Origin of the sequence: Salinimonas chungwhensis DSM 16280 (assembly GCF_000378185.1) — a bacterium.
GTDB lineage: Bacteria > Pseudomonadota > Gammaproteobacteria > Enterobacterales > Alteromonadaceae > Alteromonas > Alteromonas chungwhensis.
This window is the reverse complement of the sequence record NZ_KB899386.1, coordinates 110,731-131,284: the sequence shown is the minus strand read 5'-3', so window position 1 is coordinate 131,284 and position 20,554 is coordinate 110,731. Positions and strand designations below refer to the sequence as shown.

General features: G+C 47.7%; 17 protein-coding genes and 1 tRNA gene. 5 read left to right on the top strand and 13 right to left on the bottom strand.

Annotation, left to right across the window (positions count from 1 at the left end):
* Nucleotides 1–19 precede the first annotated feature (19 nt).
* The 5 genes from rpoB to rplK all read right to left on the bottom strand — a co-directional run bounded on the left by rpoB (nucleotide 20) and on the right by rplK (nucleotide 6,695).
* Nucleotides 20–4,048: a DNA-directed RNA polymerase subunit beta gene (gene rpoB, locus F458_RS0114945; protein ID WP_026294703.1), complete on the bottom strand. Its 4,029-nt coding sequence runs from the start codon at nucleotides 4,046–4,048 to the stop codon at nucleotides 20–22.
* 282 nt (nucleotides 4,049–4,330) lie between these two features.
* Complete coding sequence (gene rplL / locus F458_RS0114940; protein WP_018984241.1) at nucleotides 4,331–4,702, bottom strand: 50S ribosomal protein L7/L12; 372 nt, start codon at nucleotides 4,700–4,702, stop codon at nucleotides 4,331–4,333.
* Between the two features lie 56 nt (nucleotides 4,703–4,758).
* Nucleotides 4,759–5,277 (bottom strand): 50S ribosomal protein L10, encoded by a 519-nt coding sequence (gene rplJ, locus F458_RS0114935; RefSeq protein ID WP_018984240.1) that lies wholly within the window; start codon nucleotides 5,275–5,277, stop codon nucleotides 4,759–4,761.
* A 289-nt stretch (nucleotides 5,278–5,566) separates the two neighbouring features.
* Nucleotides 5,567–6,262 carry a 50S ribosomal protein L1 gene (gene rplA, locus F458_RS0114930; protein ID WP_018984239.1) on the bottom strand — a complete coding sequence of 232 codons (696 nt, stop codon included), beginning with the start codon at nucleotides 6,260–6,262 and terminating at the stop codon, nucleotides 5,567–5,569.
* 4 nt (nucleotides 6,263–6,266) lie between these two features.
* Nucleotides 6,267–6,695 carry a 50S ribosomal protein L11 gene (gene rplK / locus F458_RS0114925; RefSeq protein ID WP_018984238.1) on the bottom strand — a complete coding sequence of 143 codons (429 nt, stop codon included), beginning with the start codon at nucleotides 6,693–6,695 and terminating at the stop codon, nucleotides 6,267–6,269.
* 360 nt (nucleotides 6,696–7,055) lie between these two features.
* On the opposite strand from rplK, the gene F458_RS0114920 reads away from it, so the two are divergent.
* The 4 genes from F458_RS0114920 to F458_RS0114905 are packed head-to-tail and all read left to right on the top strand — an operon-like array spanning nucleotide 7,056 to nucleotide 11,458.
* A complete protein-coding gene (locus F458_RS0114920) occupies nucleotides 7,056–7,874 on the top strand; it encodes a hypothetical protein (protein ID WP_018984237.1) in 819 nt (272 codons plus the stop codon).
* 12 nt (nucleotides 7,875–7,886) lie between these two features.
* On the top strand, nucleotides 7,887–8,924 hold the full coding sequence (locus F458_RS0114915) for an extracellular solute-binding protein (RefSeq protein ID WP_018984236.1): 1,038 nt from the start codon (nucleotides 7,887–7,889) through the stop codon (nucleotides 8,922–8,924).
* Nucleotides 8,921–10,432 (top strand): ABC transporter permease, encoded by a 1,512-nt coding sequence (locus F458_RS0114910; protein ID WP_018984235.1) that lies wholly within the window; start codon nucleotides 8,921–8,923, stop codon nucleotides 10,430–10,432. The genes F458_RS0114915 and F458_RS0114910 overlap by 4 nt, the downstream gene beginning before the upstream one ends.
* 9 nt (nucleotides 10,433–10,441) lie before the next feature.
* Nucleotides 10,442–11,458, top strand: a complete 1,017-nt coding sequence (locus F458_RS0114905) for an ABC transporter ATP-binding protein (protein ID WP_018984234.1) — start codon at nucleotides 10,442–10,444, stop codon at nucleotides 11,456–11,458.
* 76 nt (nucleotides 11,459–11,534) lie between these two features.
* On the opposite strand, the gene nusG is transcribed toward F458_RS0114905, so the two are convergent.
* From nusG to F458_RS0114875, 6 genes are all read right to left on the bottom strand, one after another.
* On the bottom strand, nucleotides 11,535–12,080 hold the full coding sequence (nusG, locus tag F458_RS0114900; RefSeq protein WP_018984233.1) for a transcription termination/antitermination protein NusG: 546 nt from the start codon (nucleotides 12,078–12,080) through the stop codon (nucleotides 11,535–11,537).
* A gap of 3 nt (nucleotides 12,081–12,083) precedes the next feature.
* Nucleotides 12,084–12,461 carry a preprotein translocase subunit SecE gene (secE, locus tag F458_RS0114895; RefSeq protein WP_018984232.1) on the bottom strand — a complete coding sequence of 126 codons (378 nt, stop codon included), beginning with the start codon at nucleotides 12,459–12,461 and terminating at the stop codon, nucleotides 12,084–12,086.
* A gap of 60 nt (nucleotides 12,462–12,521) precedes the next feature.
* A tRNA-Trp gene (locus F458_RS0114890) sits at nucleotides 12,522–12,598 on the bottom strand.
* 154 nt (nucleotides 12,599–12,752) lie between these two features.
* A complete protein-coding gene (locus tag F458_RS0114885; protein WP_156824264.1) occupies nucleotides 12,753–13,958 on the bottom strand; it encodes a tetratricopeptide repeat protein in 1,206 nt (401 codons plus the stop codon).
* A gap of 48 nt (nucleotides 13,959–14,006) precedes the next feature.
* Nucleotides 14,007–15,848, bottom strand: a complete 1,842-nt coding sequence (locus F458_RS0114880; protein WP_018984230.1) for an ABC transporter ATP-binding protein — start codon at nucleotides 15,846–15,848, stop codon at nucleotides 14,007–14,009.
* Nucleotides 15,849–15,858: 10 nt separating this feature from the next.
* Complete coding sequence (locus tag F458_RS0114875) at nucleotides 15,859–16,476, bottom strand: RraA family protein (RefSeq protein WP_018984229.1); 618 nt, start codon at nucleotides 16,474–16,476, stop codon at nucleotides 15,859–15,861.
* A gap of 148 nt (nucleotides 16,477–16,624) precedes the next feature.
* Here F458_RS0114875 and F458_RS0114870 point away from each other — a divergent pair, with 148 nt between their 5' ends.
* Complete coding sequence (locus F458_RS0114870) at nucleotides 16,625–18,706, top strand: M13 family metallopeptidase (protein WP_018984228.1); 2,082 nt, start codon at nucleotides 16,625–16,627, stop codon at nucleotides 18,704–18,706.
* A 44-nt stretch (nucleotides 18,707–18,750) separates the two neighbouring features.
* Here the strand turns inward: F458_RS0114870 and F458_RS0114865 are convergent, their stop codons facing one another.
* Both F458_RS0114865 and dbpA read right to left on the bottom strand, forming a co-directional pair.
* On the bottom strand, nucleotides 18,751–19,152 hold the full coding sequence (locus F458_RS0114865; protein ID WP_018984227.1) for an ACT domain-containing protein: 402 nt from the start codon (nucleotides 19,150–19,152) through the stop codon (nucleotides 18,751–18,753).
* A 24-nt stretch (nucleotides 19,153–19,176) separates the two neighbouring features.
* Nucleotides 19,177–20,553, bottom strand: a complete 1,377-nt coding sequence (dbpA, locus tag F458_RS0114860) for an ATP-dependent RNA helicase DbpA (RefSeq protein ID WP_018984226.1) — start codon at nucleotides 20,551–20,553, stop codon at nucleotides 19,177–19,179.
* Nucleotide 20,554: the final 1 nt, after the last annotated feature.

The window sequence follows — 20,554 nt, the reverse complement described above, 5'->3', positions numbered from 1 at the left end:
AACTACGGCAAACGCCTTCTTACTTTTCTTCCAACTCGATGTTGATACCCAGCGAGCGGATTTCTTTAAGCAATACGTTGAAGGATTCAGGCATACCTGGCTCCATTCTGTGGTCACCATCAACAATGTTTTTGTACATTTTCGTACGGCCGTTAACATCGTCCGACTTAACTGTCAGCATCTCCTGCAACGTGTAAGCTGCACCGTATGCTTCCAGGGCCCACACTTCCATCTCACCGAAGCGCTGACCACCGAACTGTGCTTTACCACCCAGAGGCTGTTGCGTTACCAGGCTATAAGAACCTGTAGAACGCGCATGCATCTTGTCATCAACAAGGTGGTTAAGTTTCAGCATGTACATGTAACCAACCGTAACCGGGCGTTCAAAAGAACGACCTGTACGGCCATCGTACAACGTGATTTGTCCGCTTTCCGGTATATCCGCAAGCTTCAATAACGCTTTAATTTCTTCTTCGCGGGCGCCATCAAATACTGGCGTGGCAATCGGCAAGCCTTTACGCAGATTATCAGCCAGGCGGGTGACTTCATGATCGGTGAAGTTATCAATATCCACCTCCTGATGATTCTCACCCAGCGTATAAACTTCTTTTAAGAAGTCTCTCAGCTTGGCTTGTTCCTGCTGCTCTTTAAGCATACGGTCAATTTTCACACCGATACCATGAGCCGCCATACCCAAATGGGTTTCGAGAATCTGACCGATGTTCATCCGCGATGGTACACCCAGTGGGTTAAGTACCACGTCAACCGGGTTACCAAACTCATCGTAAGGCATATCTTCAACAGGCACGATGGTGGAGATAACACCTTTGTTTCCGTGACGTCCAGCCATCTTGTCACCTGGCTGAATATGACGTTTAACCGCCAGATAGACCTTGACGATCTTCAGTACACCTGGAGCCAAATCATCGCCCTGAGTAATCTTACGACGCTTACCTTCAAACTTCTTATCAAAGTCCTGTTTGATTTCAGCATACTGCTCAGCGATTTGGTCAAGTTCGTTCTGCGCATCTTCATCTTTCAACGTCAGATCAAACCATTTTTCACGCGGCGTACTGTCCAGCTTCGCTTCGTCAACACCAGCTTTAAGTAGCATGTTACGAGCACGCGCAAACGTACCATCAGCAAGAATATTAAATTCGTCAGAAAGATCTTTCTTAACCTGACGCAACTGCATGTCTTCAATTTCTAAGGCACGCTTATCTTTTTCAACGCCGTCGCGGGTAAATACCTGTACGTCTATAACAGTACCGTGTACAGAATTAGGCACGCGCAAAGAGGTATCTTTGACGTCGGACGCTTTCTCACCGAAAATCGCACGCAGAAGTTTTTCTTCCGGCGTTAGCTGAGTTTCACCCTTAGGTGTAACCTTACCAACCAGGATGTCGCCGCCTTTCACTTCGGCGCCAATATAAACAACACCGGAGTCATCCAGTTTGCCTAATGCGGCTTCACCAACATTAGGAATATCAGAAGAAATTTCTTCCGGACCCAATTTGGTATCACGAGCAATACAGCTAAGTTCCTGGATGTGAATAGTGGTAAACCGGTCTTCCTGCGCAACACGCTCAGAAATAAGGATTGAATCCTCGAAGTTATAACCATTCCAGGGCATAAACGCGATACGCATATTTTGACCAAGCGCCAGTTCACCAAGGTCAGTTGAAGGACCGTCGGCCAGCACATCACCACCTACAATGGGGTCGCCCACATTACAGGTTGGCTTTTGGTTAATACATGTATTCTGGTTAGAACGCGTATATTTGGTCAGATTGTAGATATCAATACCAGCTTCACCGGCAAGCATCTCATCTTCATTAACCTTTATTACGATACGGCTGGCGTCAACGTAATCAACGGTTCCACCACGCTTAGCTACTACAGTAACGCCGGAGTCAACGGCGATAGTACGTTCCATACCTGTTCCTACCAGCGGCTTGTCAGCGCGCAGTGTAGGAACAGCCTGACGTTGCATGTTGGCACCCATCAGGGCCCGGTTAGCATCATCGTGCTCCAGAAAAGGAATGATGCTTGCCGCAACAGATACGATTTGCTGTGGTGACACGTCCATGTAACTGATTTCTGCACGTGGCATCAACACAGTTTCACCGCGGTGACGTGATGGAATCAGGTCATCAACAACCGCACCGTTTTCATCCAATGCAATATTTGCCTGAGCAATAACGTACTGACCTTCTTCAATGGCTGACAGATAATCAATTTCGTCAGTCACAACACCGTCTTTAATGCGACGGAATGGCGTTTCAAGAAAACCAAAATCATTAGTCCGGGCGAAACTTGCCAGTGAGTTAATCAGACCAATGTTTGGCCCTTCTGGTGTCTCGATTGGACAAAGGCGGCCATAATGGGTTGGATGTACGTCACGAACCTCAAAGCCTGCACGCTCACGAGTCAGACCGCCCGGACCAAGCGCCGAGATACGACGTTTGTGCGTCACTTCTGACAACGGATTGTTCTGGTCCATAAACTGAGACAGTTGTGAAGAACCAAAAAACTCTTTCACTGCAGCTGAGATCGGCTTCGCGTTGATCAGATCCTGGGGCATAATGCTGTCTAAATCGCCTAGGCTCAGACGCTCTTTTACAGCACGCTCTACACGTACAAGACCAACCCGGAACTGGTTCTCTGCCATTTCACCGACTGAACGGATACGACGGTTACCCAGGTGATCGATATCGTCCACTTCATCCTTACCGTCTCTGATAAGAATAAGACGCTTCATCACTGAAACAATATCATCTTTATCCAGGGTACCTGAGCCAGTCAGCTCATCACGACCCAGACGACGGTTGAATTTCATCCGGCCAACAGATGACAGATCGTAACGCTCTTCAGAGAAGAACAGGTTATCGAACAATGTTTCTGCTGCATCTTTTGTTGGTGGCTCACCCGGACGCATCATACGATAAATTTCAACTAGCGCCTCTAAGCGATTAGTTGATCCATCGATTCGCAACGTATCCGAAATATACGAACCATGATCCAGTTCGTTGATATAAAGAATTTCGAAATCTTTGATATTTGCCTGGCTTAACGCGGCCAGGTTTTCCAGCGTTAGTTCATCGTTTGCAGAAACAATGACTTCGCCGCTATCTTCATCAACGTACGTATTAGCGTAAACACGGCCCATTAAGTATTCAGCCGGAACCGCCAGCTCTTTAACGCCTGCTTTATCTAATGCACGGGTATGACGCGCTGAAATACGACGGCCTGTTTCAACTAATACGTTGCCTTCTTCATCAAGGATATCAAATTGTGCAGTCTCGCCACGCAGGCGGTCCGGAACAACTTCCATCATTAATGAGTCATCTTCGATGCGTACCTGTACTTTCTCAAAGAAAGTTTCCAGGATTTCTTCCGTGGTCATTTCAAGCGCACGAAGAATAATAGTCGCTGGTAGTTTACGGCGGCGGTCAATACGCACAAACAGGTTATCTTTCGGGTCGAACTCAAAATCTAACCATGAGCCGCGGTACGGTATAACGCGTGCGTTATACAATACTTTACCCGAAGAGTGGGTTTTGCCCTTGTCGTGATCGTAGAATACACCAGGTGAACGGTGCAGCTGCGAAACGATGACACGCTCAGTACCATTTATGACAAAGGTCCCATTTTCCGTCATTAACGGAATCTCACCCATGTATACTTCTTGTTCTTTAATATCTTTTACAGTACCTGGGGCGGCTTCTTTATCAAATAATACTAGACGTAGTTTTACTCTTAATGGAGCAGAATAGGTGACGCCACGGATCTGACATTCCTGGACATCGAAAACCGGTTCACCCAGGCGATAACTTACGAACTGTAGTTCAGAGTTGCCTGAGTAACTTTTGATTGGAAATACTGAACGAAATGCGGCCTCTAGACCGTGTTGCGCATCAGGATCAGTTTCAATAAATTTTTTGAAAGAATCTAGCTGAATTGAAAGAAGATACGGAATTTCCAGTACCTGTGGACGTTTGCCAAAATCCTTACGGATACGTTTCTTTTCGCTATAAGAGTAAACCATGGGTTCCTCAGCCTGCTGATTTATGACCCAACCTGCTGTCTGGAATGGCCAGACAACAAACTTCCACAACCCTATATTTCGGGCGATTTCACCAGCATACAACAAAAATTAACCAATTATTAGTTAACTTATTGGTTTTATGCTTTTTATATAGTGAATCCCGGTGCACTTCTCATGTAACAGTTAAGGGTTAAAAACTGTACACCCTACAGCGCAAAAAGGCTGGTGGTCTAAAAAACCACCAGCCTAGCCGTTTAAGGCAGGTAATCTGACTATTGCAGATTACTTAAGTTCAACTTCAGCGCCGGCTTCTTCAAGCTGCTTCTTCAGTTCTTCTGCTTCGTCTTTGCTTACGCCTTCTTTGATAGCTTTAGGAGCAGACTCAACTACTTCTTTAGCTTCTTTAAGGCCTAGGCCAGTTGCGCCGCGAACCGCTTTGATTACTGCAACTTTGTTAGCACCGAATGAAGTCATTACAACGTCAAATTCAGTTTGCTCTTCTGCAGCTTCAGCAGCGGCAGCAGGAGCAGCAGCTGCAACAGCAGCAGTTGCTTCAACGCCGAATTTTTCTTCAGCTGCTTCGATTAGCTCAACCAGTTCCATAACTGGCATTTCAGCAATCGCGTTCAAGATATCTTCTTTGGATAGAGCCATTTCTCTAAACTCCTGGGTTTAAAATGTTAAAAAAATCAATATTCCAAAAACGAAACTTATTTTTCGTCTTTGATCGCCGCCAATACACGCACAAATTTGGTAGGTACTTCGTTGATTGTCTGAACGAATTTGCCAACCGGTGCTTTGAAGGTTGCAAGAAGTTTTGCAAGCGCTTCGTCGCGGGTAGGTAGTGACGCTACTGCATCCAGTTTTTCTGGACCCATCAAGCCATTACCAATAGAAAGCGCAGTTACTTGCAGCTTATCGTTAGTTTTTCCAAAATCTTTGAAAAGACGCGCTGCACCACCTGGTGCCTCGATGGAGAAACCATAGATAAGCGGACCCGTCAGGGCGCTATCCATATCTTCGAACTTGCTGCCTTCCAGAGCACGCTTAGCCAGTGTGTTACGAATAACTTTAAGGTATACACCTTGTTCACGGGCTTTTACACGTAGTTCTGTGAGATCAGCAACTTCCATCCCACGGTATTCAGCGACGGCAACGGATAGAGCTTGAGACGCAACTTCGGATACCTCTGCTACGATCTCTTTCTTTGCTGCTAAACCTAGTGCCACTGAGTTCACCTCTTTGTATCTGATGCGTTCACAAAATTGCTTACCACATCAGGGTTCACAGATTGATATCTTCGGTTACCCGTTGATACCGCTCTACGGTGTTTTTATCCCCAGAGAGTCTGAGTCAAACCACCGTCTGCGCAGGCTTGTGGTTTAAGCTTTGCATTAAATGTGAAAGTTCTCTTACCTCTTTCACTGCATCGCGCCTGCGGTCTAGGACGGGAGCTGTTAAATACAGCTCCAACCCAAAACCTTAAGAGAGACAGACAACCTTGCCTGTCATAATCATTTACTGACCTACAGAAGCCTTGTCTACAGACACACCAGCGCCCATAGTTGTGCTCAGACTTACTTTCTTGATGTAGGTACCCTTTGCAGAAGAAGGTTTTGCTTTCTTCAGGGCGTCAAGCAATGACTCTAAATTTTCTTTAATTTGGTCTGCTTCAAAAGCAATTTTGCCAATGCTCGCGTGGATGATACCGTTCTTATCATTACGATAACGAACCTGACCCGCTTTAGCATTTTTAACTGCAGTCGCAACGTCAGGCGTTACGGTGCCAGTTTTAGGGTTAGGCATCAGGCCGCGTGGACCTAAGATTTGACCGAGTTGACCAACAACACGCATGGCGTCAGGGCTGGCAACAACTACGTCAAAGTTCATTTCGCCTTTTTTGACCTGCTCTGCCAGGTCTTCCATGCCAACAATATCAGCACCGGCTTCTTTTGCTGCGTCAGCATTAGCACCCTGCGTAAATACAGCTACACGAACATCTTTACCAGTACCGTTTGGCAGTACAGTTGCACCACGTACGTTTTGGTCAGATTTCTTAGCATCAATACCCAGGTTAACAGCTACGTCAATGCTTTCAGGAAACTTCGCAGTGGCTAGTTCTTTAAGCAAAGATACTGCTTCAGCAATATCATATTCTTTTGTCGCGTCGACTTTGTCGCGGATAATACGCGCGCGTTTCGTTAATTTAGCCATTCGATTAGTCCTCTACGTTCAAGCCCATTGAGCGAGCAGAACCCGCGATAGTACGTACTGCTGCGTCAAGACCAGCGGCAGTCAGATCTGGCTCTTTAGTGTTGGCGATTTCTTCCAACTGAGCACGCGTCACTGTACCTACTTTTTCAGTGTTAGGACGGCCTGAACCACTTTTGATTCCAGCTGCTTTTTTCAGCAGGAATGATGCAGGAGGCGTTTTGGTTTCGAAGGTAAAAGAACGATCTTCGTATACCGTAATTTCTACTGGTACCGGAGCGCCTTTTTCAAGACTTTCTGTTTTCGCATTAAATGCTTTACAGAATTCCATGATGTTCACACCATGCTGACCTAACGCAGGGCCAACTGGTGGACTAGGGTTTGCAGCACCCGCTGCAACCTGAAGCTTAATTAAGCCAGTTACTTTTTTAGCCATGTTACATTGCTCTCGTTGGTGGGTCTAACGCCTGGCAAGTATCGAGATTACTTGCGTTTTCGGCTCCCCATTACGTTTAAAAGGGCGCGCATTATATAAGGTGATTAAAACCTACGCAACCCTTGTGCTCAAATAAACAGGGGTAATACCAAAAAAAGATCATTCCCAAGAGTATTTGCTGTGAGGGTTTAGACGCTTTAGTCCTATAAACCTAAGATTCATCCGATTCACAGGCAGCACGCCATAAATTAAGTTAGGTGGCTTTATTCATCCTTTAAACGCTGAGTCGCCAGGAATGAACTATGAACGTGTCTTTACTATAGAAATGATAATAAGTATCATTTTCGAAAAGGTGATTACATGGGATATAAAATGAAATTAACAAAATCATTGATTGCTGCGATTGCACTTGGTCTTTCAGCATCTTCAGTACCTTTTACTGTTCATGCAAATGGTGAGATTACTGATCAGGTAAATCATCTTAAAGAGCACCTGGATGAGTATACTGAAGAGGTGCATTGGCTGGTTAAAAAGTACGACGGCTTAATCAGTAGATATGATCAGAAAGGGGCAAAAAATACCGACACCCAGGAGCTACTCGAATACTGGGAGGAAGTGAACTTCCATTCGGCAATAGAAACTCAGTATATCCCTATTTATGCCACTATCTGGCAGAATATATATGGGATAAAAATGGCCATTGAGAACAATGAAGATATCAGCAAGGTGCGTGAGCACCAGGCAAAACTCAACCAAACCTTGTGGCAGGCGTTGGGAGCCGTTAAGCTTGCAGCCCATTATCAGGACAAGGGCGTCATTGACGATGTGCAGACGACCGACAAAGCGCCTTCTACATCTTCTGAGGTAATCTCTGATATAGAGAAAAGGCTCGACAAAGTAGTCGCCAAATATGCAGAACAATTGACCGAAGTTGCTACAACCATGGTTCATGACACTTACATGGAACGTTTTGAAGGCATAGAAGGTTCGTTAATAGAACAAGACGCCAAACTGGTGGAAGATTTGGAAAAATATTTCAACGTGTCTTTGCCTCAAGCCATTGAGAAAGGTCAAAGTGTTGATGAAGTTCGCAGCATCGTTACAACAATGAAGGAAAAGTTGTCGCGGGCGGACAGGCTCTTAAAAGAAGCCGAGAAGAATCGCAAAGACGTATTTTAAGGAAACAAATGTATGCAGCGTAGAACATTTCTGCAATCCTTTGCCGCCGCAGGTGCGTTGGCCGCCCTGCCATTGGGAATGTCAAAGAGCCTGGCCGCCCAGCAGGATGCTGTGTCAGTTAAAGATTTGCCGGCGCTTAAAGGGGATCTGACCTTATATCTTGGGCGCGGCGAAGGCGGGCTGTATGAGAAGGTCCTTGACGCAATTCGTCAACGAAACCCCGGATTAAACCTGCAAATCAGACGGGGCGCTACCGCAGCCCTTGCCAACACAATTGTTGCTGAGGCGCAGGCCGGGGTGCGGCGGGCAGATTTGTTCTGGGCGGTAGATACCGGTTCAATTGGTATGATCACCGATGCGGGACTTGCTAAGCCCCTGCCGGATGATCTGACTGCGCAGTTACAGCCTGGATTTCAGTATCCGTTGTGGTCACCGGTAACAGGCCGAGTCCGTACCCTGCCTTACAATACAGACCGGCTCACAGCTGATAAAATTCCCGATAACATTATGGCGTTGGCGGACAGCAACCTTGACATTGGCTGGGCACCTGCTTACGCCTCGTTTCAGTCATTTTTGACGGCTATGCGCATTCTGGAAGGTGAAAAAGCGACCCTTGACTGGCTGAAGGGTGTAAATAAACATGCAAAAAATTACGCCGGAGAACTAGGTGTAGTTATGGCCGTGGAACGTGGTGAAGTCGATGTTGGTCTGGCCAATCATTATTATACCCTGCGGTTAAAAGCTGGTAAGCCTGATGCCAGTGTCGACCTGGCATTTACCAATGCTGACGCCGGCTGTCTGGTGAATGCTTCTGGTATATTATCGCTGACCACTGATGAATTAACATTTAATTTTATGCGCTATTTATTATCCGCAGAAGTTCAGGCTTATCTGTCATCTGAAGCTTACGAAATTCCTTTGGTCAGAGGCATCAAGTCACCGACAGGTCTTCCGGACCTGTCCAGCCTGAATCCGCCGGATCTTGACTTACGTAAACTCGCCGACCTGCGCCCTACTTTGAACCTGATGCGTAAAGCCGGGGTATTGTGAGAGCAGTACCTAAATCCTATCCCATTGCGTTTCTTATAGCATTCTTAGCGGTTTTGCCGCTAAGTGTGCTGTTTACGTTAGCCTCTGATACCTCTGGGCTGTTTGACACTCACAACCTGCGAGTCTTGGGTAACACCATGGCTCTGGTGGGCCTGACTATTGTCGGCGCGGTGGTTCTTGGCGTTCCGCTGGCTTTGCTGACCACCTATGTCAAAATGCCATTGCAGCGTTTCTGGCTTGTGCTACTTGCCGCTCCCCTGGCAATGCCTTCGTATATCGGCGCGTTCACAATGTACTTTGCGCTGGGGCCTGGCGGCGAGATTGAAAATCTGTTGGGCATCCCTACCCCCTCCATTGGCGGTTTGTGGGGTACAGCGATTGTCATGTCTTTATATACTTATCCATTTGTCATGCTGACGACGCGCGCCTCCCTGCTCAGTCTGGACGGCAGTCTGGTAAGCGCGGCCCGTACGCTCGGCATGTCCTTGCCAGCAAGTCTGGCTCATGTGGTGTTACCCAGAATTATGCGTTCGGTGGGTGCCGGGGCATTGTTGGCAGCGTTGTATGCGCTTTCGGATTTTGGCACTCCCGCTATTCTGCGTCTGGATACGTTTACCCGGGTTATATTTGTGGAATACAATGCCTTTGGCCTGAGTCAGGCGGCGATGCTGTCTATCCAGTTGCTGGTGATTGTTGCGCTGGTACTGTTTGTTGAATCTACAATAAAAGGTGGTACAGAACGTCCGGGTAAACAATTGTGGCTTTGGCCCAAACCCTGGCAACGTTACGTCATGTTGCTATGTAGTCTGCCTGTTGTTCTGATGGCAATTGTCCTGCCCTTAAGCATCTTTTTAGTGTGGCTGATTCGCGAAGGTGCGGGCGACTTTGACGTGAGCTATGCCATCAATTCTGCCTATGCGTCGCTGCTTGCCGCAATTGCCGCGGTCGTTTTGGCAATACCGGTGGCCCATGCGGCGATTAGCGGGCGAGCGGGCAGACTTATGGAAAGAATCACCTACTTTGGGTTTGGTGTGCCGGGCATTGTTATGGGCACCGCGCTGGTCTATGTTGGCCTGAAACTACCATTTTTATATCAAACCCTGGGCTTGCTGGTTATTGCTTACGTACTACGGTTTCTGCCGTTAGCAGTAGGCTCAGTGCGGACCACTGCAGAACGTCTTGACCCGTCGCTGGTGAAAGCGGCCCGCTTGCTTGGGGCATCACCGGGAGAAGCATTTCGGCGTATTACCCTGCCATTAACCTATCGAGGCATGGTAGCAGGTGCAGCTTTGGTATTTTTAGAAGTTATGCGAGAACTACCAGCCACATTGATGTTGGGCCCTACGGGTTTTGAAACACTGGCAACGTATATGTGGCGGGTTTACGAGGCGGGTTATTTTGGCATGGCAGCGATTCCCGGACTTTTATTGGTATTTTTATCCGGCATCGGTTTGATGATAATGCTTACCGGCGAAGGCGGTAATAGATTAAAACTTAATGAGGAGTAGCCCTGTAGTATGCTCACAGTTTCCCATTTATCGGTGAAATACGGGGACACCCCAGTAGTAAATCAGTTGGATCTTGCCCTAGGCAGTGACGAGATCCTGATGTTAGTGGGCCCCACAGGTTGCGGTAAAACCACAATTCTCCATGCTCTTGCGGGTCTTATTCCTATTTCCGATGGCACGATATCCATGGGCAAGTGGCGAGCCACCCCTCGTGACACTATTGCACCCGAGAAGCGTAATGTAGGCATGGTTTTTCAGGATTTCGCCCTGTTTCCTCATCTTAGTGTTGAACAAAATGTTTGTTTTAAGCTGAAAGACACAACCCTGGCGGACCATTGGTTAAAATTATTGGGGCTTGAAAGCTTTCGCCAGGCTAAGCCTGAGCGTCTGTCTGGTGGCCAGAAACAACGTGTTGCGCTGGCCCGCACGCTGGCTCACGAGCCTGATATTGTGTTGCTTGATGAACCTCTGTCGAACCTTGATGCAGCGCTTAAAGATAGCTTGCGGTGGGAAATACGTGAGGCATTAAAAGCAGCCAAAGTGCCGGCAATATGGGTCACCCACGATCAGGATGAAGCCTTGTCCATCGGCGACCGTGTCGGCGTGCTCAATAAAGGCGTTCTTGCTCAGTTAGATACTCCTGAAAATTGCTTTTCCAAACCCGCCAGTCGCTTTGTCGCTAACTTTTTGGGTGATGCCAGCTTTGTCCCGGGCTCGCTCAACAATAGAGTTGTAACAACGTGTATAGGTAATGCGCCCGGCATTCCAATTGACGTCACCGAGGGAGAGGTAGATTTACTGCTGCGGCCTGATGATATTACCGTTCGTCATGACAACGACACCGGAAACGGGACTGTGGTGTGGGTGCGATTTGAAGGCGGCTCGCGTTTGTGCGCTGTGGCACTGGACAACTACGAGCAGACCCATGTCAAAGTACGGGTATCACATGAAAACACGTTCAAACCTGGTGACAGAGTAAAACTCACCGTTGATTCTACGCACGCCCTGGCAGCGTTTTCACGCTGATATCCTCGGTCATGTGGACCTGATAACAAAAAAAAACGCTGCCAACTGGCAGCGTTTTTTTTAACTGAGACTTTATTTAGCCTTTTTCAACCTGACCAAATTCAAGATCAACTGGCGTAGAACGACCAAAGATAAGTACTGATACTTTAACCCGGCTTTTCTCATAATCGACTTCTTCAACAACACCATTGAAGTCAGCAAACGGGCCGTCAGTAACACGCACAACTTCACCCGGTTCGAACAACGTCTTCGGTTTAGGCTTATCAGTAGACTCTTCCAGGCGATTAAGAATGGCATCTGCTTCACGCTGAGTAATAGGCATGGGGCGATCTGAAGTACCACCGATGAAGCCCAGGACCCGCGGAACACTTTTGACCAGGTGCCATGAGTCTTCGTTCATTTCCATTTCAACTAAAACGTAACCCGGATAAAACTTACGCTCTGACTTGCGCTTCTGACCTGCACGCATTTCAACAACTTCTTCGGTTGGGACAAGAACCTGACCAAAGTACTGCTCCATTTCGTGCATTTTAATATATTCTAACAGCGTCTTTTTTACCCGCGCTTCATACTGGGAGTAAGCCTGGACGACGTACCATCTTTTTTTCGTTTCTTCAGACATACGTTATGCTCCTATTCCAGTAATAAATCCAACCAAACGCACCATAATACCATCCAGACCCCATAAAATCAGGCCCATGATAACGGTGGCGACCATAACGATTAATGTTGTCTGGTTCGTCTCCTGACGGCTTGGCCAAACTACTTTGCGCACTTCCATTCTTGACTCTTTTGCAAAAGTAATGAAAGCACTGCCCTTTTCCGTCGTCGCCGCAATGAAACCAGCAATGGCGACTAATACCACGGCACCGATAGCTCGGTACAATACGGAAATTTCACCGTACATATAGTTCGCGGTGATCACGCCTGCCAGTAATGCAAACACGATGACCCATTTGAACATGTCCAACGGGTTGGACGAATTTTCCGTTTTTTCGCTCATGTTACGATCCTAGCAATACTGCATCGTTCGCCTGTGATAACCATCACAGGCCATTAAATCTGGCAGGGGTGGAGGGACTCGAACCCCCAACCATCGGTTTTGGAGACCGCTGTTCTACCAATTCGAACTACACCCCTACATGTCGTCTACACGACAAAATATGTACACTTACCTTGAGAATTTTGCGTCTTTGTTAAAGAAAAGTGCGGATTCGCAAGGAAGGGATGCGCATTATACTTAACCTTATTTCAGATACAAGGTTTTTGTCGCTGTAAACGCCAACCACCGGGCTTAATGCAGCGTTTCCAGCGCCGCCTTTTTCGCCGCGTAAAGCGTCCGGGACTGATCATCCCAGGCAAGCTCATGCGCTTTAGTTAGAGCAACCTGTGCTTCGTCCAGTTTATTTTGTAAAAAATAACTGCGAGCCAACTCGCGATAGACATCGTCCAAATAGGGGGCAAGCTCTTTTGCCTTATTTAAAAAGACCGTAGCTTTAGTGAAGTTTCGTTTGGCAATATATTCTCTGGCCAGTCCAATCCAGGCATAAGGATTTGCGTCGTTTTGCTGACTCAGGTGTTGAGCAACGACTTCCGCTTCCCCATTTCTGCCTTGTTGTTTGAGAAGCGTCAGATAGTTGCTTAACAAAGTGATATCAGTAATGTCATTGGCCAGAGCTTGCTCATACAGCCGCTCAGCCTCATCGACTTTGCCCAGCCGCCTGAGAACAATTGCCATCGCGCTGACATTTTTCGGATCCAGGGGCGCCAGTTTCAACGCTTTGTCAGCAAGCCAGAATGCCTTACTGTTATTATTTTCAATCAACGCTACAGCAACCTTATTGCGGTAAAACATTGCACTAACCGCATCCTTAGACACATAGTCGCCTTTTACATTGTCGTAATCAGGAAAATAATCAATAACTACAGCGGCTGGCAGAAGAATTTTATTTGTATCGCCATTCTCATGCTTCTTCGGTTTTACCCGGTTATAGGCTTTTGTTCGCACATGCGACGATAGCATCATAATATCGCCCTGTTTTTTATAGACAGGCGGTGAGTTCATTTTCTGAAATTTGAGATTTAACTTGGCTTCTGATGCCAGAGCAGCGGTAATGACAGCCAGACTCAGGCAGTTGCCATTATCTAAAATAGCAGCCTGTTCCGCCGTGTTAGTGTTACCGTTGTAAGTAAACCCGTGCAAAGTTCTTTCAAGGTAGGTAGCCAGGCGGTAGTGCGGCTCCGTCGTTTGATTATGAGGGGCATTATACCATTCCAGAAAAGCGGCTTTTTCGGCCTCAGGCAACGTGTATATCTCTTCAGGCTCAAAAACCGTTTCTCTTTGCACGCCATCATAAGTGTAGAAGTCTTGCCAGTGTACCACGTTCGCTGTGGCGACCGTTTGCGCTGGAGATTCGGTAGTCATGCAGCCTGTGGCGGTCCCGGCTACTATCATAAGTGCAAAGCATCTTAGCACTGATACAATATTACACATCTGCATACCGCTTACTCCCTAACCTTCAAAATATCCCTAATTTACACCAAAGCTCTACTCAACGCCGATGAAGCCGCCGGTCTGATGCGCCCATAGTTTGGCATAGATACCATTGTGAGCCACAAGCTCTGCATGAGTTCCTGACTCCACCACTTTCCCCTCATCGAGCACCAGCAACCGGTCCATTTGGGCAATAGTCGAGAGCCTGTGGGCAATGGCTAAAACGGTCTTATTTTCCATTACAGAATTCAGGCAGTCCTGTATAGCAGCTTCTACCTCTGAATCGAGTGCCGAGGTCGCTTCATCCAGAATAAGTATTGGGGCATCTTTTAGCAATACTCGGGCGATAGCAATACGCTGACGTTGCCCACCGGATAGCTTCACCCCACGCTCTCCAACATGCGCATCGTAACCGGTCCGTCCGGCATTATCGGTAAGGGTAAGAATAAAATCATGGGCTTCAGCGCGTTTGGCCGCAGTAATCATTTCTTCCTCGGATGCATCAGTTCGGCCATAAAGAATATTATCTCTGACCGAGCGGTGCATCAAAGATGTATCCTGAGTGACCATGCTTATCATCGCGCGCAGGCTTTCCTGAGGAACTTGATCGATAGGTTTACCGTCAATACAAATACGGCCACTGCCGACATCATAAAAGCGCATCAATAAATTCACCAGGGTGGATTTGCCTGCCCCGGAGCGTCCTACCAAACCGACTTTTTCACCCGCCCGCATTTGGATATTCAGGTTTTCGAACACATTAATAGGTTTGCCTTCAGCGCCCAGATAACCAAAGTTTACATTACTGAACGTGATTTCTCCGCCATTGACTGCCAGCGGTTTGGCTCCGGGCTCATCCCTGACGCTAACAGGCTGAGACAAGGTATTAATGCCATCTTGTACTGTCCCGAGGTTCTCAAACAGTGACGAGACTTCCCACATGATCCAATGGGACATGCCGTTAAGTCGCAGGCACAAACTAATGGCAATAGCGATATCACCCGGCGATACGATTTGCTCCAGCCACAGATAAATGCTCAATGCTCCAATGGAAAATATTAAAATGGCGTTGGCCATTTCCACGCAACTTTCCAGTATTGTCACCAGGCGCATTTGTGGATAAACCGTTTTTAAGAAACCATCCATACTTTCTTTGGCATAATCAGCTTCCCGCCGGCTGTGTGAGAATAATTTCACCGTGGTTATGTTGGTATAACTGTCAACTATGCGACCGGTCATCACTGAACGTGCATCGGCCTGATTTTGGGATATCTGCTTAATTTTGGGGACCAAAACCCGCAAGATACCTATGTAAACGCAAAACCAGATAAGCAGTGGCATCGCCAGACGCCAATCGGTGCTAAACACAAGCACCACCATAGAAATAAAGTAAACACTGATATATACCAGCAAATCCAAAATTTTCATGACGGTTTCGCGAACAGAAAGCGCGGTCTGCATGACTTTGGTAGCCACCCGACCTGCAAACTCATCGTGAAAGAAGCTCAGACTTTGGCCCAATAAATACCGATGCGCCTGCCACCTTATCCGCATCGGGTAATTACCCATCAAACCCTGGCGGCTAAATAGTGATCGCAATAAAATAAACCCGGGAATAAGCACGACTACCGTGAGCCCCATACCCACGAGTGTCCATTTTTGTTCGTCTAGAAAGGTCTCGCGATCCTGTTCAGAAAACCAGTCCACCATCTGACCCAGAAAGCCAAACAATGTAACCTCTAAAATGGCTACGATAGCGCTGAGTACCGAAACCGTAGCGATAATTTTCCACATTCCCTGGCTGTAATGGCGGCAGAATGCAACGATGCCTTTGGGAGGCTGGTTGGGTAACGCATTGGGGAACGGCTGTGTCAGCCGCTCAAAAAATGAAAACATAGAAAACCTGCTACTTCTCTTTGGCCCTCAGCGTCGCGAGGGTGGACTGAACTTTTTCAAAGTGCTGTTGCTGCCATTCATCCAATGACATACCTTGATCTTTTTGCGCCCGGGCACATGCAATGTCGTACGCCTGTTTCGCCTGACTGCGCGGGATTACAGCAATACCTTCCTGGTCAGCTACCACAATATCTTCTGGGCAGACCTTCACGCCACCGCAGTTGACAGGCTGATTTAGCGGCGAAATTTTCGTTTTGCCGCCGGGCTTCGGAATGATACCACGGGCAAAGACCGGAAACTGCATTGCGGTTACCTCTGTCAGGTCGCGGATGGTGCCTTCAAGAACAAACCCTTTGATGCCACGTTTTTGGGCAATGGCGCACACATTTCCGCCGGCCAGCGCATACGTATCATCAGCCTGTACCACAATAATATCGCCGGGCCGGGCTTCGTAAATAGCAGCATGCAACATGAGGTGGTCACCGAATTCGCAGTTGACGGTAAAAGCAGGGCCACTGATGGACGGGGCCGGTTGCCACAACGAATGGATGGCGTAATCCATAAACTGCTCTCGCGGCAGCGCATCAGCATATTCACAGGTTGATACCGAGTTAAAATCAATATCCATGGCAAGCTCCTTTATATAGACCAGACCACTATATCAGGCGCCATTACAATAAGTTGTTACAACATGTGAATTTTCGCCATAAATGATGTTTTTACGCGCTAATCATGATATTTAAAAAACACAATTATAAATGACAAAGGGAACATTAATGAAGAAAACACTCCTCAGTCTGTCGATATTGATGGCATTGACAGCCTGCAGCGCCGACCGGAATAACCCGCAGCAGAATCAGAGCAGTAGCGAGCAAACTGCCCAAAGCACGCAAAAAGAAAAACAACAGCTTACCTCAGGTATTATTAAGCAAAACATGAATACCGCCGTTGACCCGGGCAATGATTTTTATGCTTATGTTAACGGCAGCTGGATGCAAAAGACCGAGATACCGGCAGACAAATCTTCCTATGGCACGTTCCAGATGCTGCGAGATGAGTCGGAAGAACATGTTATGGAAATCATCAAATCATCAGCCCAGGGCGATTTCGAAACAGGCAGTAACGAACAAAAAGTGGGAGACTTTTACAAGTCCTATATGGACATGGAAACCCGCAACAAGCTAGGTCTCTCTCCGCTTGAAGACGAAATAGAACGCATTGAAGGCATAGATTCCTACAAGCAACTGGCTAAATATTTTGCTTATGCTAACCGATATGGTTTTGGTGCCCCCTTCGGAGTGGGTCAGTATGTAGACTTCAAGTCGCCTGAAACCTATATGATTTATGCCTGGCAAGGCGGCCTTGGAATGCCTGAGCGCGAGTACTATTTCAAGGATGATGAGAAATCTCAGACTCTGCGTGAAAAGTATGTGGCACATATTGAATCTATGTTCAAGCTGGCCGGTTTTGACAGTCCGCAAGAAAGCGCTGCAACGATTATGTCTCTGGAAACCGAAATTGCGCGCTTGCATATGAAAAAGGAAGAGACCCGCGACTGGGCATCGAATTACAACAAGGTCGCGCTGGACAAATTAAATTCGGTTATGGCTGAATTTGACTGGCAGACCTATCTTGATGAAGCGCAGCTTTCGGATTTGGACGGCTTAGTCATCATGCAGAATGACTACATGCACTCGCTGGACAAATTGATTACCAGCACTGACCTGGCTACCTGGAAAACCTTTTTAAGATGGCATTTGCTACATGCCAATGCCACCCGGTTGAACGAAGCACTGGATGAGGAAAACTTTGCTTTTTACAGCAAAGCCCTGCGCGGCGTGGATGAGCAGAAGCCTCAATGGCGACGCGCAGTGTCACTGCTTAATGCCACTGTCGGCGAGATTATCGGCAAAGTGTACGTGGAAAAGCATTTCCCACCGGAAGCTAAAGCGCGCATGAAAGAGATGGTGGATAACCTGATCGCCGCCTATCGCGGAAGTATTGAAAAGCTGGACTGGATGACGGATGAAACACGGCAACAAGCGTTAGACAAGCTCTCTAAGTTCACTGTGAAGATTGGCTATCCGGATAAGTGGAAAGACTATTCGGCACTGCAAGTAAAGCCTGATGATTTATATGGCAATATTAAGCGCAACGCGGATGTTAATTATCAGCTAATGCTGGAAAAACAAGGCGGCCCGGTATGGGATCATGAGTGGGGAATGACACCGCAAACGGTCAACGCCTATTACAGCCCGCCGAATAACGAAATTGTCTTCCCTGCGGCAATTTTACAACCCCCGTTTTTTGATATGAAGGCTGAAGACGCGGTTAACTATGGTGGAATCGGCGCTGTAATCGGTCATGAAATCGGCCATGGCTTTGACGACTCAGGCTCAACGTTTGACGGTGACGGTGTACTTCGTAACTGGTGGACAGAGGCAGATAAAAAAGAGTTTGAAAGTCGTACGCAGATGCTGGTTGAACAGTATAACCAGTTTGAAGCATTACCTGATGTTTTTGTAAACGGTGAGTTTACCCTGGGCGAAAATATTGGCGATTTAGGCGGTATCAGCATCGCCTTAAAAGCTTACCACATGTCACAAGATGGTGATGAGGCACCGGTTATTGATGGGTTTACCGGTGATCAACGGGTTTTCATCGGTTATGGTCAGGTCTGGGCGACCAAGTATCGCGACGAGGCACTGCGCAATCAGGTTCAGACCGACCCTCATTCACCGGCTGAGTTCAGAACCAATGGTGCGGTCAGGAATGTGTCCGAGTTCTATGAGGCGTTTGATGTCACCGAACAAAACGACCTGTATCTTCCCCCGGAAGAACGCGTAAAAATCTGGTAGTCAAAGACATCTGAGACAACAAACGGGGCCAGGGCCCCGTTTGTTTATTGTTTTTTTAATGCCTGAAGTATTTGTTCAGCCCGCGAGGCCTCTTCCCAGGGCACAAAGATGTGGTCATGGTAATAGGCAGCCACCACATTTGCCGGTATCTGCGCCTGGGTCAGCGCCTCACTTATAGCTGCGGTCATCCCCACCGCATCCAGGCCCGAGTGGATGTTACAGGTAATACAGGCAAATGGCCCGTCGCCGGTTAAGCCATAGGTGCTTACATCCTGCGATGTTGCGATTACGGTAATCCCCTCAGATTCACGAAAAAAACCTTTCACTGCCGCACCAGGCAACTGACTAAATCGCTCCTGCGAAATACTACAAAACCAGTAAGGATGGTTATCCGTTTCAGGACGCAAATTTTTAAGCAATACTGATAAATCAGTTTCTCCAGCCATCGGACCTCCTTTGCGGTAAATTTTTTAGAGTTTTCTGGCTCTGACGCGCTTGCCCTTAATCTTGCCTTCTCGAAAGTGTCGCATGGCTTTTTTAACGCTGCGCTGTTTAATACCGATGTAACTGGTTTGGCTCTGCACGCTAATCTTGCCTATATCAGTTGCGTCAATTAGCGCATCCTGGGTCAACGAGCCGAGAAAATCGCCCGGGCGCAGCTTTTGTTTTTTGCCAGCATTAACGGCGATACATGAATAATCCGGAGTACGAATTCGATTAGCGTGAAAGCGCAGGCTTTGAAAGCCTTTACGAGTCAGGGTTTCATTTTGCAATGCTTCGATACGCCCCAGATGCAGCTCTTCGGCTTCACTGCACAGCGTAAATGCCTGTCCTTTTTCCCCGGCTCGACCGGTGCGCCCTATTCTGTGAATATGCACTTCCGGATCTTCACTAACAGTATACACAATTACGCTGTCTACCCCTTTTATATCCAGCCCCCTGGCTGCTACATCGGTGGCTACCAGCACCTGCAAACTGTCGCAGGCAAATTGCATTAGCACATCATTGCGCTGCTGCTGGGTAAGCTCACCCTGCAAAGGCATTGCAGCGAATCCTTCCTGGGCCAGCGACTCATAAACCGTACTTACCTGTTGCCGCGTATTACAAAAAACCATCGCTTTGTGCGGCTGCGTTTCTGATAATAATCCTTTTAATGCCTGCAACCGGTGCTTATCATCAACCCGATACACAAGCTCAGCAATATCAGGGCGCTGTTCATTCTGTTCTGGTTGTCGATGTGTCACAGGATCTTTCAGATAACGCTGTGCCTGATCCTCTATTGCTGCTGTATATGTGGCTGAGAAAAACAGCGTTTGCGCTGATTGCGGCGTCAGTGAAAACAGCATCTCAATATCTTCGGAAAATCCCATATCCAGCATGCGATCGGCTTCATCAAGTACCCGTACTTTTACTGATGCCAGTGACAGGCGTCGCTTGTTGACATGTTCAACTAACCGGCCTGGCGTTGCCACCACAATTGCTGCGCCATGCTTCAGTGACTGAATCTGTGGTCCCATGGCAACACCACCGCACAGTGTCAGCACCTTCAGATTAGGCAGCTGACGCCCCACAAGCCGCAATTGTTGACTAACCTGTTCGGCCAGCTCGCGAGTCGGACAGACCACCAGCATCTGGGTGGCGTAGTCAGCGGGGTCAACCTGGTTCAGGCCTGCCACGGCAAAGGCGATGGTTTTACCTGACCCGGTGCTGGCCTGAACCATCACGTCCCTACCGGCCAGCGAATCGGGTAACGTTTCAGCCTGAACCTGGGTCATTGATGCAAATCCAGCGCCAGATAAGGCATCACTGATTTGTGGATTTAAAGGTAATTCAGAAAATTGCGGCATG